Origin of the sequence: Acinetobacter pittii, from assembly GCF_022449185.1 — a bacterium.
In the GTDB taxonomy this organism is placed as follows: domain Bacteria; phylum Pseudomonadota; class Gammaproteobacteria; order Pseudomonadales; family Moraxellaceae; genus Acinetobacter; species Acinetobacter pittii_I.
The window spans coordinates 1,162,574-1,177,304 of sequence record NZ_JAKUKO010000001.1 but is presented as its reverse complement, the minus strand read 5'-3'; the positions used below and the strand labels follow the sequence as shown (position 1 = coordinate 1,177,304).

Annotated in this window: 14 protein-coding genes and 1 pseudogene; 9 read left to right on the top strand and 6 right to left on the bottom strand. The window is 37.8% G+C overall.

Features of this window, described 5'->3' with window-relative positions; translation table 11 throughout:
• Position 1 precedes the first annotated feature (1 nt).
• From cmk to pyrF, 5 genes are all read left to right on the top strand, one after another.
• Positions 2–682, top strand: a complete 681-nt coding sequence (gene cmk, locus MKX14_RS05445; RefSeq protein ID WP_130119105.1) for a (d)CMP kinase — start codon at positions 2–4, stop codon at positions 680–682.
• A 111-nt stretch (positions 683–793) separates the two neighbouring features.
• A complete protein-coding gene (gene rpsA, locus MKX14_RS05440; RefSeq protein WP_002121348.1) occupies positions 794–2,467 on the top strand; it encodes a 30S ribosomal protein S1 in 1,674 nt (557 codons plus the stop codon).
• A 156-nt stretch (positions 2,468–2,623) separates the two neighbouring features.
• Positions 2,624–2,926, top strand: coding sequence for an integration host factor subunit beta (gene himD, locus MKX14_RS05435; RefSeq protein WP_002121337.1), 303 nt, complete (start codon positions 2,624–2,626; stop codon positions 2,924–2,926).
• 25 nt (positions 2,927–2,951) lie between these two features.
• Positions 2,952–3,317 carry a lipopolysaccharide assembly protein LapA domain-containing protein gene (locus MKX14_RS05430; RefSeq protein ID WP_002121360.1) on the top strand — a complete coding sequence of 122 codons (366 nt, stop codon included), beginning with the start codon at positions 2,952–2,954 and terminating at the stop codon, positions 3,315–3,317.
• Between the two features lie 177 nt (positions 3,318–3,494).
• Positions 3,495–4,193: an orotidine-5'-phosphate decarboxylase gene (gene pyrF, locus MKX14_RS05425; protein ID WP_240282025.1), complete on the top strand. Its 699-nt coding sequence runs from the start codon at positions 3,495–3,497 to the stop codon at positions 4,191–4,193.
• Here the strand turns inward: pyrF and MKX14_RS05420 are convergent.
• Together MKX14_RS05420 and MKX14_RS05415 are read right to left on the bottom strand one after the other, a co-directional pair.
• Positions 4,190–5,101, bottom strand: coding sequence for a lysine exporter LysO family protein (locus tag MKX14_RS05420; RefSeq protein ID WP_046811488.1), 912 nt, complete (start codon positions 5,099–5,101; stop codon positions 4,190–4,192). The genes pyrF and MKX14_RS05420 overlap by 4 nt on opposite strands.
• A 46-nt stretch (positions 5,102–5,147) precedes the next feature.
• Positions 5,148–6,695 carry a flavin-containing monooxygenase gene (locus tag MKX14_RS05415; protein ID WP_080947582.1) on the bottom strand — a complete coding sequence of 516 codons (1,548 nt, stop codon included), beginning with the start codon at positions 6,693–6,695 and terminating at the stop codon, positions 5,148–5,150.
• A 121-nt stretch (positions 6,696–6,816) separates the two neighbouring features.
• On the opposite strand from MKX14_RS05415, the gene MKX14_RS05410 reads away from it, so the two are divergent.
• The 4 genes and pseudogenes from MKX14_RS05410 (at position 6,817) to MKX14_RS05395 (ending at position 12,143) form a co-directional block, all read left to right on the top strand.
• On the top strand, positions 6,817–7,839 hold the full coding sequence (locus MKX14_RS05410; protein WP_046811486.1) for an AraC family transcriptional regulator: 1,023 nt from the start codon (positions 6,817–6,819) through the stop codon (positions 7,837–7,839).
• Between the two features lie 77 nt (positions 7,840–7,916).
• Positions 7,917–9,059, top strand: a complete 1,143-nt coding sequence (gene zapE, locus MKX14_RS05405) for a cell division protein ZapE (RefSeq protein ID WP_002117902.1) — start codon at positions 7,917–7,919, stop codon at positions 9,057–9,059.
• A gap of 368 nt (positions 9,060–9,427) precedes the next feature.
• Complete coding sequence (glcB, locus tag MKX14_RS05400; RefSeq protein ID WP_002117981.1) at positions 9,428–11,593, top strand: malate synthase G; 2,166 nt, start codon at positions 9,428–9,430, stop codon at positions 11,591–11,593.
• A gap of 99 nt (positions 11,594–11,692) precedes the next feature.
• Positions 11,693–12,143: pseudogene (locus MKX14_RS05395) on the top strand (GNAT family N-acetyltransferase).
• Positions 12,144–12,211: 68 nt separating this feature from the next.
• Here the strand turns inward: MKX14_RS05395 and MKX14_RS05390 are convergent.
• From MKX14_RS05390 to MKX14_RS05375, 4 genes are read right to left on the bottom strand one after another with little or no spacing between them, the layout of a single operon-like run.
• Positions 12,212–12,625 (bottom strand): ExbD/TolR family protein, encoded by a 414-nt coding sequence (locus tag MKX14_RS05390; RefSeq protein WP_002117898.1) that lies wholly within the window; start codon positions 12,623–12,625, stop codon positions 12,212–12,214.
• A gap of 19 nt (positions 12,626–12,644) precedes the next feature.
• Positions 12,645–13,067 carry an ExbD/TolR family protein gene (locus MKX14_RS05385; protein ID WP_002118000.1) on the bottom strand — a complete coding sequence of 141 codons (423 nt, stop codon included), beginning with the start codon at positions 13,065–13,067 and terminating at the stop codon, positions 12,645–12,647.
• A 15-nt stretch (positions 13,068–13,082) separates the two neighbouring features.
• Positions 13,083–13,964: a MotA/TolQ/ExbB proton channel family protein gene (locus tag MKX14_RS05380; protein WP_080947581.1), complete on the bottom strand. Its 882-nt coding sequence runs from the start codon at positions 13,962–13,964 to the stop codon at positions 13,083–13,085.
• A gap of 40 nt (positions 13,965–14,004) precedes the next feature.
• A complete protein-coding gene (locus MKX14_RS05375; protein WP_046811484.1) occupies positions 14,005–14,715 on the bottom strand; it encodes an energy transducer TonB in 711 nt (236 codons plus the stop codon).
• Positions 14,716–14,731: the final 16 nt, after the last annotated feature.

Genomic DNA, 14,731 nt, shown 5'->3' with positions numbered 1-14,731 from the left:
AATGACAGTTCAAATTATTACTATTGATGGTCCGAGTGGTTCGGGTAAAGGAACATTGGCCGCAAAACTTGCAGCACATTATCAATATCATTTACTCGATTCGGGTGCCTTATATCGTTTATTAGGGTTGTCATTACATAAACACGATTTATTAGAGAAATTAGACAGTCAGCTTGATGAATGTATTCAATATGCACGTCAACTGGACATTAAATTTGAAACGTCTACCTCAGGGATTTTGGTCTTCTTGGATGGAGAAGATGTATCTCAAACAATCCGTACAGAGCGAGTTGGTGAGTACGCATCAAAAGTTGCAGTGGTTCCAGAGCTTAGACAAGCACTATTTGAAAGACAAAGATCTTTTGCGCAAAGTCCTGGTTTAGTTGCAGATGGTCGTGATATGGCAACATCTATCTTTCCAGAAGCCAATGCCAAAATTTATCTGACAGCTTCGGCAGAGTCACGCGCTGAGCGAAGAGTAAAACAGTTGCAGGGTATGGGGCTAGATGCTAAAATAAACGACATTTTAGCTAATATACAGGCACGAGACAAAAGAGATATGGAGCGAGAAGTTGCTCCGCTCAAGCCAGCCAAAGATGCTTATATCATTGATAGTTCGGAATTAACGATCGATCAGGTATTTAAGTTAATGGTTGATTATGTCGATAGCCGTACTATTTAGTAAATAGAATTATCAGTTGAAGCATAGCTTGATCAGTCTATAAAGACTATGTTGATACTTAACTAAACCGGCCTTGTCTGATCCAAGACCGCTGAATTTATCAGGTATATCATGACCGAATCTTTTGCAGCCCTCTTTGAAGAAAGTGAATTAAACCTCAACGTTGAAAAGGGTGCAGTCATCCAAGGTGTTGTTGTAAACATCGATAGCGACTGGGTAACTGTTGACACTGGCCTAAAGTCTGAAGGCATTGTTGACCGTGCTGAATTTTTAAATGAACAACGTGAACTTGAAGTTCAGGTTGGTGATACTGTTGACGTAGTTGTTGAAGCTCTTGACAACGGTATGGGTCAAACAGTTTTATCACGTGAAAAAGCTAAGCGTGCTGAAACTTGGACTAAACTTGAAAAAATCTTTGAAGATGGCGAAATCGTTACTGGTGTTATCTCTGGTAAAGTTAAAGGCGGTTTCACTGTTGACATCGGTCCTGTTCGTGCATTCTTACCAGGTTCATTAGTTGACACTCGTCCTATCCGTGACACTACTCACCTTGAAGGTAAAGAGTTAGAGTTCAAAGTAATCAAACTTGATGCTAAACGTAATAACGTTGTTGTATCTCGTCGTGCTGTTATGGAAGCTGAATCTTCTGCTGACCGTGAAGCATTACTTGCTCAACTTGAAGAAGGTCAAACAGTTACAGGTACCATCAAAAACCTTACTGATTACGGTGCATTCGTTGATCTTGGCGGTATTGATGGTCTTCTACATATCACAGATATGGCTTGGAAGCGTATCAAGCACCCTTCAGAAGTTGTTGAAGTTGGTCAAGAAGTTACTGTTAAAGTACTTAAATTTGACCGTGAACGTAACCGCGTATCTTTAGGCCTTAAACAATTAGGCGAAGATCCATGGTTAGCGATCATGAGCCGTTACCCTAAAGGTTCTATCGTTAAAGCTCGCGTAACTAACTTAACTGACTACGGTTGTTTCGCTGAAATCGCTGAAGGCGTTGAAGGTTTAGTTCACGTTTCTGAAATGGACCACACTAACAAAAACATCCACCCATCTAAAGTTGTTCAGATTGGTGATGAAGTTGATGTTATGGTTCTTGAAGTTGATGAAGAACGTCGTCGTATTAGCCTCGGTATCAAACAAACTCGTGCTAACCCATGGGAAGAGTTTGCTAAAGCTCATGAGAAAGGCGAAAAAGTATCTGGTACTATCAAGTCTATCACTGACTTTGGTATCTTCATTGGCTTGAACGGCGGTATCGACGGTTTAGTACACTTGTCTGATATTTCTTGGAACGAGCAAGGTGAAGAAGCTATTCGTCGTTACAAGAAAGGTGACACTGTTGAAGCTGTTATCTTGTCTGTAGACGCTGAAGGTAACCGTATCAGCCTTGGTATCAAGCAATTGAACAGCGATCCGTTCAATGACTTCTTAGCTGCTAACGAACGTGGTGCTTTAGTTAAAGGTACTGTAACTGCAGTTGATGCTCGTGGCGCAACTGTTAAGTTAGCTGACGAAGTTGAAGCAACTCTTAAAGCTTCTGAAATCAACCGTGACCGCGTAGAAGATGCGACTAAATTCTTAGAAGTTGGTCAAGAAGTTGAAGCGAAGATCATCAACGTTGATCGTAAATCTCGCTCTATCAACTTGTCTATCAAAGCGAAAGACGAAGCTGAAGAAAAAGAAGCAGTTGCTAGCTTGCGTACAGCAACTACAAGTCAAGACAATGGTCCTAAGACTATTGGTGACTTGATCAAAGCACAAATGAAGTAATAAGTTAACAAAGTACAGTTTCATGTAACGGAATTGTACTTTTTATACAAATTACTGTAAACGGTAGCCTAGTATTCAACATACTGCGCTACCGTTTTGTATTTAAACAGGTTATTATCGAACGACATAGAGTAGCAATAAATAACGAGGTCGTAGATGACTACTGAAGCTCTTAATAAGTCTGATTTGATTGAACGCATTGCGCTAAAAAACCCACACTTAGCTGAACCTTTGGTGGAAGAGGCGGTTAAAATTATGATTGATCAAATGATAGAAGCACTATCAACTGATAATCGAATTGAAATCCGTGGGTTTGGTAGCTTTGCTTTACACCACCGTGATCCAAGAGTTGGTCGCAATCCTAAAACAGGAAAATCAGTTGAAGTTGCAGCTAAAGCTGTTCCACATTTTAAACCCGGAAAAGCCCTTCGTGACGCAGTAAACGAATCTGGGAAATAAATAAAATTTATAAGTCGGGGTGCCTATGCGTTATATTTTAATTGCATTGCTTATTGTTGTATTTGGCTATTCTTTAGCACTTGTTTTGCAGAATCCAACAGAACTTTCTGTTGATTTGTTATTTACCCAAGTTCCAGCTATGCGTTTAGGCTTATTATTGCTACTCACATTAGTACTAGGAACAGTGGTCGGTCTTTTACTTGGTGTACAGGTTTTCAGAGTATTCCAAAAAGGTTGGGAAATTAAACGCCTGCGTAAAGATATTGACCATTTAAGAAAAGAACAAATCCAAAGTGCTCAATTAGCAGCGGCTGAAGCAGCTGCAAATGTAAGACATGAAAAAACCGTTGTAGATATTTATCCGCAAGATAAAAATTCTACTCCGCTATAATCCCCGTACTACTCTTTATTAATGAGTAAAGAGTAGTATCTCTCTAAATTTTATCTCTTCTTTTATTCTTCTAAATATAAACGCTTTTGTTCTTATCGCTTTAATTTTGGAAAGCAGCTCTCTACATTCCTTTATTCATTCATGATTTGTCTATTATAATAACGCTGATTTTATATGATGGAAGAAAGTCTCTTGAGTATCATTGTTGCGTTAGATGCAAAAAGCCAATATGACGCTTTAAAAATTGTTGAACAGCTTGACCCTGCTTTATGCCGCGTAAAAGTAGGTAAAGAGCTTTTTACTCATGAAGGCCCATCTGTTGTAAAAAAACTACAAGAACAAAATTTTGAAGTTTTTCTTGATCTTAAATTTCATGATATTCCAAATACTACAGCTCAAGCAGTATGTGCAGCGGCTGATTTAGGTGTATGGATGGTAAATGTTCACGCTTCAGGTGGCCGTAAAATGATGGAAACTTGTGTGGAACGTTTAAAAGCAGGTAACTATCAAACCCAACTTATTGCTGTGACAGTACTCACATCAATGGGTCGTGAAGATTTAAAAGATATTGGTTTAGATGTTGAGCCAGTAGAGCATGTAAAGCGCTTGGCTAATTTAACGAAAGAAAGTGGCTTGGATGGAGTGGTTTGTTCAGCTCAAGAAGCTAAGATTCTTCGTGAATTAATTGGGCAAGACTTCTCTTTAGTAACACCTGGTATTCGTCCAGAAGGTTCTAATGCAGACGACCAAAAACGTATTGTAACTCCAAAGCAAGCTATGCTTGATGGCTCTACGCATCTGGTAATTGGTCGACCGATTACTAAAGCAGAACAGCCAACAGAAATGTTGAAATCTATTCTTGCTTCGATTGCCTAAAAATTTAGGAATAAGCTAATTAATAACGGGGCAAGTAGGCTTAGTAATAAGCCGCTCATCATGGCATGTGGTACATAATGTGTACCACATGACTGTTTTACCATTGCTAAGGTAACATCCATGGATGTTGCTCCAGCACTTGAGATAGCAGGGCGTGGAAAACGCCAACCCATGGTATACATTAGAAAAATAGCAACAATTTCTCTAAATAAGTCGGTTAATAAGGCGATACCACCCAACTCTGCCGAATGTAATTGCGTAAATAAGATCCCTGACATTGAATACCAGCCATAGCCTTGTGCTAAAGCTAAAGTTTCATTAAGTGTAAAATGCTTGAGAAGTAAATAGTAATTCAAAAAGCCTGCTATACAGGACCCTATAAAAGCAGCTAAGGGGACAATTAAAATTTTCCAGCTTAACCATGTGCGGTTAAAGTGGGTGAAGGCAAGTTCGATACCAATTAAAAAAATAAAAAGTAATAACAAATACCAGCTATTAAATGCGATATGTGAGGTGAATTGAGTAATGATCGCGCCGAATAAAACACCGACACCTAGTGCAAGAAAAGCCTTCGCAATATTCTTTAAAGCATTTACAAAAAGTTGTAGGGAAATTTTGCCTTTAACACTTTGTTTATCAAAAATTGTATAAGCAAATAAACACGTAAAGAACGAACCAAAAGACGTGGTAAGAGCAATGATAATAGCGGGTGGGAGTATGGCAGAAGGATTCTCAATTTGGTCAAGGGCCAAGGTTAATTCAAAAGCTACACTAGCTAAAAGAATATAAGAAAAATAGGGCAGTATTTTAAATATAAATTGTCGGATATTTAGAGATAGTTTGGGTGCTAGGAAATAACCGAAAGCCAGTGCTAAAAAAATTTGAATGATGAGATAAAAAGATTGCATATAATAGATAGATTGTTATCAACCTACCTATTATGTCTTGAACATTTTAAACTGCATAGCTTTGTGAGCTTTTATTTAAAAGTAAGTAGTCTTTGGGCTTAACTTTACGTGTTTCTAACCAATACTTCCATGTGTAAGTTGGCCATAGTGAAAAGTTTCTACCATCGGCAGATTGATACCAACTACTACAGCCACCAGCTTGCCATACGGTTCCCTGCAGCTGCTTTTGGACACGTTCATTAAAGGCGTCTTGAATTTCAGGCTTGATCTCAATTGCTTTTTGACCAGACTCTTCTACTAACTGAATAAGCTGTAAAATGTAATTTACTTGAGATTCAATCATAAAAATAATCGAATTATGACCTAGAACTGTATTAGGACCTACCAATTGGAATAGGTTGGGAAAGTTTTTAGTCATAATGCCGTAATAGCTTTCAGCACCATCTTTCCATGCTTGTTTTAACTCGATTTGATTACGTCCGATACATGTGAAATGTTTTAAATAAATACGTGGGTCAGTAATAAAACCTGTACCGTAAATTAAACAATCAATAGGTCGTTCTCGACCATCTTTAGTAACAATACTATTTTCTTTGATCTCTTGAATGCTATCGGTTACTAGCTCTACATTTTTTCGGTTAAAGGTAGGAAAGTATTTATTGGAGATAAGAATACGTTTACACCCCATAACGAAGTCAGGTGTGAGTTTTTTTGCTAACTCTTTATCTTTAACTTGAAAACGGATGAATGCTTCTGCCAATTTTTGGCCATACTTCATGATTTGAGGTTGAACAATGGGCACAACGCGAGATTCATTACTCCAGTAAAGACGACTACGATGAATCTGGCGATAAATATTAGAAGATTTGAATAATGCTTTACTTAAGCTTGAATATTTGCGCTCATCTCGTGGTATTACCCATGCAGCTGTTCTTTGAAATACATAGAGCTGTTTAACATCTTTGGCTATTTCAGGAATATATTGAATTGCGCTACCACCTGTACCAATAGATGCGACTGACTTCCCGTTTAAATCATAGTCATGTTCCCATTTTGAGGAATGAAACACTTTTCCTTTGAATTTCTCGATCCCCTTAATAGCAGGAATTTGTGGGATGTGTAGGGGCCCAGATGCAAAAACTACAAATTGCGCTTCTATAGAAGGTTGGTTCTTAAAATCTAGAGTCCACACATGACGTGTTTCATCATATTGGACATGAGTTACGTCATGGTTAAACTTACAGTAATCTTTAATTTTATATTTCTGTGTAATGTCTTGAATATAATTAAAGATCTCTGGTCCCTCAGCATAGCGTTTTGTCCAATCTGTTTTGGGTGCAAAAGACAATGAATACATATGAGATTGAACATCACATGCTGCACCTGGATAACGATTTTCTCGCCAAGTTCCACCGACATCGTTTGATTTTTCTAAAATAACAAAGTCTTGCTGTTGATTTTGTAGTAAACGGATTGCCATTGCTAGGCCACCAAAGCCAGCACCAATAATAGCGATTTTAGTTTTTTGAATAGCATCTTGCTTTGCGTTTAGCATTGGAAACCCTGCATAAGTTGAAAAGAGGATTGCACGCAAGACTAACGTTTTTTAATCAGTTTAAACATGATTGTATCGACGTGAAAATTGATAGATTCGGCAATTAATTTTCTTGCTTCTTTATAGTAAAACATTTCAGTCTAGGGAAATTGATAGAAGAATGAAACGGTCGATACTTGGTTTAATCTATTTAATTCAAGGAATGCGCAATGCTGGCATTGATGTCGACTCACGTTTGGCCGATATAGGTATTAAAGTCGATGCTCTAGACCCGAGTTCCACAATTCATGATCGTCTTGAATGGGACATTCAACAAATAATTAGTAAAAATGTAGAGCCTGAAAAGGGTTTATTTATTGGACAGCATTACGCTTTAGCGGGTTACGGCCCATTGCTTATGTTACTTGTTACAAGTAATGATATTCAAACTGCTTTAAATAAAGGTATAAAATATCAAAAGCTTACACATTTATTTGGTAGCTTAGCTTTATATGAAACTGATGAGCGGACCATTTTAAATTATTTGCCTGTTGATTTAAGAACGGAAATTGGGCAGTTACGGGCACAATGTGAAGTCTCAGGAACTTATAAGTTTATTCAAGATATTTATACGATGATGGGATTGCAAATGCCTGCGATGCGTATAGAACTTCCATTTGAAAAGCCTACTGATATCGATACTTTGTCACGCTATTTTGCATATTATGGCGAAGATGTGCATTTTAATGGTAAATATGCGGCATTTAGCCTAAGTAAGGATGTACTTGAAATCAAGATTCCTTCTGCCGATATCATTACACATCGTATTTATGAATCAAAATGTATTGCAGAAATAACAAGATTAAATCAACAAGATCATCACACTCCACATATCATACAATGTGTGCAAGATTATCTTGAACTGCAACAAGGAATTATCCCGAGCATGGCGGAAACAGCTTTTGCATTGAAAATGCCTGAAAGGACATTAAGGCATCAACTGCAACAGCTAAATACGAGTTATAAGCAAATTCGTGAACAAATTATCAAGAATAAGGCATTGAAGCTTATGGAATATAGGGAATACTCAATAGAAGTTGTTGCTGAATTACTCGGCTATTCTGAACCGGCGGCATTTAATCATGCATTTAAACGATGGTTTGGACAGAGTCCTCGACAATATGCAAAAGAGTCATCGTCGTAACTCTTGATGCTAAAAGCTAATGTGGTTGAACAAAATGTTCGCTATACTCTCATCAGTTAAAATTGAAATAAAACGATATGTTAAATTTAAAATCTTCTCATAGTACTGCATTCACACCTTCTTCCCCAGCAGAACGCTATGCTGAGGCTTTAGCTTCAGGTCAATTTATGGCAGATGAAGCGCAAGCACAGGCAGTGCAAGAATTAGATCGCGTATGGAAAGAACTTTTAAACCGTTATAAAGCCTCAAAAAAAGCTTTCCGTCGTTTCCGTCGCCAAACTTCACCTAAAGGTGTATATATGTGGGGCGGAGTAGGCCGTGGAAAAACTTGGCTGATGGATCAATTTTATGAATCTGTGCCATTTCGCCGTAAAACGCGTATGCATTTTCATCATTTCATGCAACATGTTCATAAAGAGCTAAATAAGCTTTCTGGCCAACGTAATCCACTTGAAATCGTAGCTGACCAAATCTATAAAGATGCTGTCGTTATCTGTTTCGATGAGTTCTTTGTATCAAACGTAACAGATGCAATGATCTTAAGCGATTTATTCCAAAAATTGTTTGTTCGTGGTGTGACATTAATCGCAACATCAAACATTGCACCAGATGGCTTATATAAAAACGGTATTCACCGTGATCGTTTCTTGCCAACCATTGAAATGGTTAAAAAGAACTGTGCTGTTTTAAATGTAGATGCAGGTGTGGACTATCGTTTGCGTGTACTAAAACAAGCTCAATTATTTAAATCGCCATTAACGAATGAAGCTCAAAGCTGGATGGCTGAACGTTTTAGTGCTTTAACTCATACACAAGCTCATTCTCAAGAGCCGATTGTGATTAATAATCGTGTTGTCGAGACTTTGGGACATACAGAAGATGTGTTGTGGTGTGAGTTTTCTGAACTCTGCTTTAAACCACGTAGCCCAGCAGATTTTATTGAAATTGCGAATATTTATAATACGGTTCTAGTGAGTAATGTTCCTCATTTGACAGATTTCTTGTCAGAAGGTACTCGTCGCTTTATTTATCTAGTCGATGAGTTTTACGATCGAGGTGTGAAATTACTTTTAACGTCTCAAGATAGTATTATTGATATATATCAAGGTGAAAAGTTAGCATTTGAAATTGAACGTACGCGTTCACGTTTGCTAGAAATGCAGTCTGATGAATATTTACATTCTGAACACCGACATATTGATGCTACAAAAACCTCTTAAGTAAAGTAGATATGAAAAGCGCTCTAGATTGAGCGCTTTTTTATAACAAAAAATAGATAAATTTAATTAAATAGTGCTTTTTCACGCAGCAAAGTTTGATATAACTAAATACGCTTTAGAAAAACAAGATAGTGAAACTTTTTGTCTGTTAACAAAAAGTCTAGTTTCAGTATCTTTAAATATTGAATAAATTGATGGGAATCTTAGTTAGAATTTTAATATTTCCTTTATAGAAAAATTTATCTTTGTCAATAGTTTTGCAAGGGAAAATGCTTACTATTTAGGAATGTGATATTAGTATTCAGCTTAATTTAAATCGGTATACTAGGATTCTCTTGGTATAAAAAGTAGCAACTTCAGGAAAGACAATGACTGCACGTATTCAAAAAGGCAAGTTAGCGATTGCTAAAGAACTTTACGATTTTATCGAAAATGAAGCTTTACCAGGTTCTGGTTTAGATAGTGAAACTTACTGGAAGAACTTTGAGCAAGTTGTTGTCGATCTTAGCCCAAAAAATAAAGCATTATTGGCTAAGCGTGATGAATTACAAGCAAAAATTGATGAGTGGCACCGTAACAACAAATTTGAATTAGGTGCTTATAAAGCGTTCTTAACTGAAATTGGTTATTTATTACCAGAAGTTGAAGATTTTCAAATCACTACTGAAAATGTAGATGAAGAAATTGCGTTGTTGGCAGGACCACAGTTAGTTGTACCTGTACGTAATGCACGTTATTGCTTAAATGCAGCAAATGCCCGTTGGGGTTCTTTATATGATGCACTTTACGGCTTCGATGTAATTTCTGAAGAAGGTGGAGCTGAAAAAGGTAAAGGATATAATCCTGTTCGTGGTGCAAAAGTTATTGAGTTCGCTAAGAATTTCTTAAATGAAGTTTTCCCGCTTGCTCAAGGTTCACATGCAGATGCAACAAAATATGCAATTGAGCAAAATAAACTTGTTGTAACTTTAAAAGATGGTTCAAAAACAGGTTTAGCCCATGAAGCTCAGTTCGTTGGTTTCAACGGTGAAGAAGCAAATCCTTCAGAAGTTGTACTTTTAAGTAATGGTCTTCATGTCATTATCGAAATTGATGCAAATAGCCCAATTGGACAAACTGATCCAGCGGGTGTTAAAGATTTAACATTTGAAGCGGCAGTAACCACAATTCAAGATTTGGAAGACTCTGTTGCGGCTGTGGATGCAGAAGAAAAAGTTGAAGGTTACCGTAACTGGTTAGGTTTAATGAAGGGTACACTTCAAGAATCTATCGAAAAGAACGGTAAAACGATTGTTCGTGATTTGAATAAAGACCGCGAAATTAAAAACTTAATTGGTGGTACAACAAAACTTCATGGTCGTTCACTTATGTTACTTCGTAACGTAGGTCACTTAATGACTAACCCAGCTATTTTGGTAGACGGCGAAGAAATTTTTGAAGGTATTATGGATGCATTGGTAACTCCATTGTTATCAATTGCTGATATCCGTAGTACAAACGAAAATAAAAACTCTCGTAAAGGTTCTATGTATATTGTTAAGCCAAAAATGCATGGTCCTGAAGAAGTTGCGTTTGCTGTAGAGTTATTTGAGCGTGCTGAACAGGCGATTGGATTACCACCTAAATCGTTAAAAATCGGTATTATGGATGAAGAGCGCCGTACGTCTGTAAACTTGAAAAACTGTATTGCTGCTGCTAAAGACCGTACGATCTTTATTAATACTGGCTTTATGGACCGTACGGGTGACGAAATCCATACTTCTATGGAAGCTGCGCCAGTTGTTCGTAAAGAAGCGGTTAAAACACAAAAATGGATTGCTGCTTACGAAAACCGTAACGTTGCAATTGGTTTGAAATGTGGTTTACAAGGTAAAGCACAGATTGGTAAAGGCATGTGGCCAAAACCAGATAGCATGAAAGATATGTTAGCAACTAAAGCTGCACATCCAAATGCTGGTGCTTCATGTGCTTGGGTTCCATCTCCAACTGGTGCGGTACTTCACGCCATGCATTACCATCAAGTGAATGTAAAAGCACGTCAAGATCAGTTAAAAGCTGAAGAAATGTTATCATTAGATGACTTGTTAACACCTCCATTTGCACCTGATACAAACTGGTCAGCGGAAGAGATTAACAATGAACTTGAAAATAACTGCCAAGGTATCTTGGGTTATGTTGTTCGTTGGGTTGACTTAGGTGTGGGTTGTTCGAAAGTTCCTGATATTAACAACGTGGGCTTAATGGAAGACCGTGCAACATTACGTATTTCTTCTCAACACGTTGCTAACTGGTTACGTCACGGTATTGTGACTCGTGAACAAGTTGAAGAAGTGCTTAAACGCATGGCAAAAATTGTTGATGAGCAAAACGCGAATGACCCATTGTATAAACCAATGGCAGCTAACTTTGAAACAAATATTGCTTTCCAAGCAGCTTCTGATCTTATCTTCAAAGGTTGTGAACAGCCTTCTGGTTATACTGAGCCTTTACTTCATGCGGCTCGTTTGAAGTTAAAAGGTTATACAGGTGATTAATTTCATCCTGTTTTGAAAAAAAGCCTCTTCGGAGGCTTTTTTATTTTCGGTATATTTTGTGCTTATAGAAAGGGAATTTATAGCTAAAAGGTTTTGAATTTGATTAGTCTAAAAGATCTTGATCGTGAGAATTGGATTCTATGTGCGAGATTATCGTTGGATGAATCTCAAAAAGATTATGTTGCACCAAATGTATATTCTATTGCTGAGTCTAAAGTGGAAGCACATTATTGTCCAAGAGTGATTTTTTCGGATGATAAAGTCATTGGATTCTTAATGTATTGTATCGAAGTTGATCCACCTGATGAGACATTATTTTGGTTGTTTCGTTTTATGATTGATGCAAATAATCAGGCTAAAGGTTGTGGTACCATTGCATTGCAAATAGCGATTGATGAAATGGCTGCAAAAGGAGCTAAGCGTATTCGAACAATGTATAAATCATCCAACTATGTGGCTGGAAAACTTTATGAAAAAAAAGGGTTTTCAAGAAACTGGAGAATATGATGAGTGTGGAGATATTATTTTAGAGTTGAATATTTCTAATTAAAAAAAACGCTAACTGAAGATTCAAGTTAGCGCAGGAGTTAATAGAATTAAATATATTGAAAAGCAATATTAGTTACTGCTCACAATTCCAATTTTAGTGACACCTAAACGTTGTGCTGTAGCCATGACCATCGCTACATTCTTATATTCAGCCATCTGGTCTGGTTTGAGTTTGATTTGGTCTTGATCTTTTTTAGCAACAACACCTTGAAATAAAGTCTCTAGTGCCTTTCGGTCAGAAACCTCTTGGTTATTCCAAAATACTTTGCCTACTGCATCAATTCTTACATCAATCACTTCAGGTGGTTTTTCATTTGTTGGTGGCGGTGTGCCATTTGGCAAATTAATATTAATCGCGTTGTTTGGTGCAGGTATGGTAATAATAAACATAATAATGAGTACCAACATGACATCAATAAGAGGTGTCATGTTGACTTCCAACATCACATCGTCATCATTATTTGAACCGACATTCATACCCATAAAATTCTCCTTAAGTTAATTACGGGGAGGCTGGAGGGGTAGTAACAAAAGCAATTTTGCCAATACCAGCTTCTTTGGTCGTACTAATGACCTGATCTATCGCTTCAAAATGGGTAAGCTGATCACCCCGGATATGAACTTCTGGCTGAGGTCGTTTTTGTGCCACTGCTTGAAGTTTTGCCAGTAATATCTCTTTACTAGGCACATAACTTTCGTTCCAGAAAATATCACCTTTCTTATTTACTGACAGTTGAATATTTTCAGGCGTGGTTGCATATGGAGTATTTTTTTCTTCTGGTAGTTTCACTGGAACCGTATGTGTGACTACCGGAATAGTAATAAGAAAAATAATAAGTAAAACCAACATGACATCAACCAGAGGTGTCGTGTTAATTGTGCCAATCATTTCGTCATCATCTTCAGAACCAACACTCATACCCATAATGTTTGCTCCTAATTATTTAATACTGCGATTAACTGAATTATTGGTATTAATTTCTCCACTTAATAAAACTGCGTGTAAATCTGAACCAAATGAACGGACATTTTCCATAACTGCTTTATTGCGGCGTGTAAGCCAGTTATAACCAAGTACAGCAGGTACTGCGACTGCAAGACCAATCGCTGTCATAATGAGAGCTTCACCAACGGGGCCTGCAACTTTATCGATAGATGCTTGACCTGAGATACCAATGGCTGTTAATGCGTGATAAATTCCCCAAACAGTACCAAAAAGACCAACAAATGGTGCAGTAGAACCTACCGTTGCTAAAAAGGCTAAACCACCACCTAAATGATTTTGTATTTTCTCAATTGCGCGTTGAATTGAAATGCTCACCCATGTATTAAAATCGATTCGTTCAAGTAAAGAACCGCCATGTGATTTAGTTGAATTAATGCCTTTTTCTGCAATAAAGCGATAAGCGCTACTTTGTTCTAAACCTTCTGCAGCATTATCAAGGGAAGTCGCTTCCCAAAAGTGTTTTTCAGCTTCTTTACCTTGGCGTTTAACTTTACCTTGCTGCAATAGTTTAGAGATGATGATGTACCAAGTTCCAATCGACATGAGTACTAATATAAATAAGGTAGACTTAGCAACTAAATCACCTTCGCGCCAAAGGGCTTCTAGGCCATAAGGGTTTTTAACAGTTTCACTCGTTGCGGGTTTCGGTGGTGGAGTTGGGGTATTTGTATTTGATGTAGCTTCAGTAGTTGCTGTGACCACAGGAGTACGGCTTGTTTCTTCTGCAAAAACCGAGCTTAATGGAAGTAACGAGCATGCTGCGATTAAACTTGCAGAAGCGAAACGAACTAAGGGTTGAGTTGATTTTTTCATCATATATCTCCAATATTTTTTAATTTCTTGCTAATTCAATTGTTTATTCAATTACAAATGGATATTCAATTTCATACCAGTCTTGCTGAGGTACGCCATCTTTCATTGCTGGTTTAAACGTACATAAGCTGTAAGCTTTAGTGGCCGCTTTATCTAAAATTTTGCTACCACTCGATTTTTTTACTTTGGCATCAATAACTTTGCCGGATGTATCAACCAGAACACGTATTCGCACTGTCCCTTGTTCTTCATTCATAAGTGCTTCGCGTGGATATTCTGGTTTTTCACAGCCAGCTGAACCCTCTGAAACACCACGACTCACCCCAGCTGGTTTTGGTGCCGGCGCAGCAGCCACTGGAGCAGGTGTAGCAACAGGGCTTGGCGATGGGGTACTAGGTGCAGCAGGAGCCGGGGTAGCCACTTTCGTTGGTTGAGTCACCGGCGTCGTTTTTTGTACAGGTGTAACTTTTTCGACCTGTTTCACTGGCTCAGGAACCTTGGCAACTTTTTCTACCATTTTTGGTGGTTCAGGTGGTTTTTCCTTAGGTTTTGGCTCTTCCGGCTTTGGTGGAGGAGGCGGCTTAATATCCTGAATAATTTGTAATTCCACAGGTTTTTCTGCTGGTTTTTGAATATTGTTTGCTAAACCTGACATCAGAATATAGGCAACAAGAAGATGCAGAAAAATGACTGCAGCAATACCAATTAGGCGTTTGGCAGATTTATTTTCTATGTCTGTAAAAGTCATGCCCATAGTTACTCCTGAAACT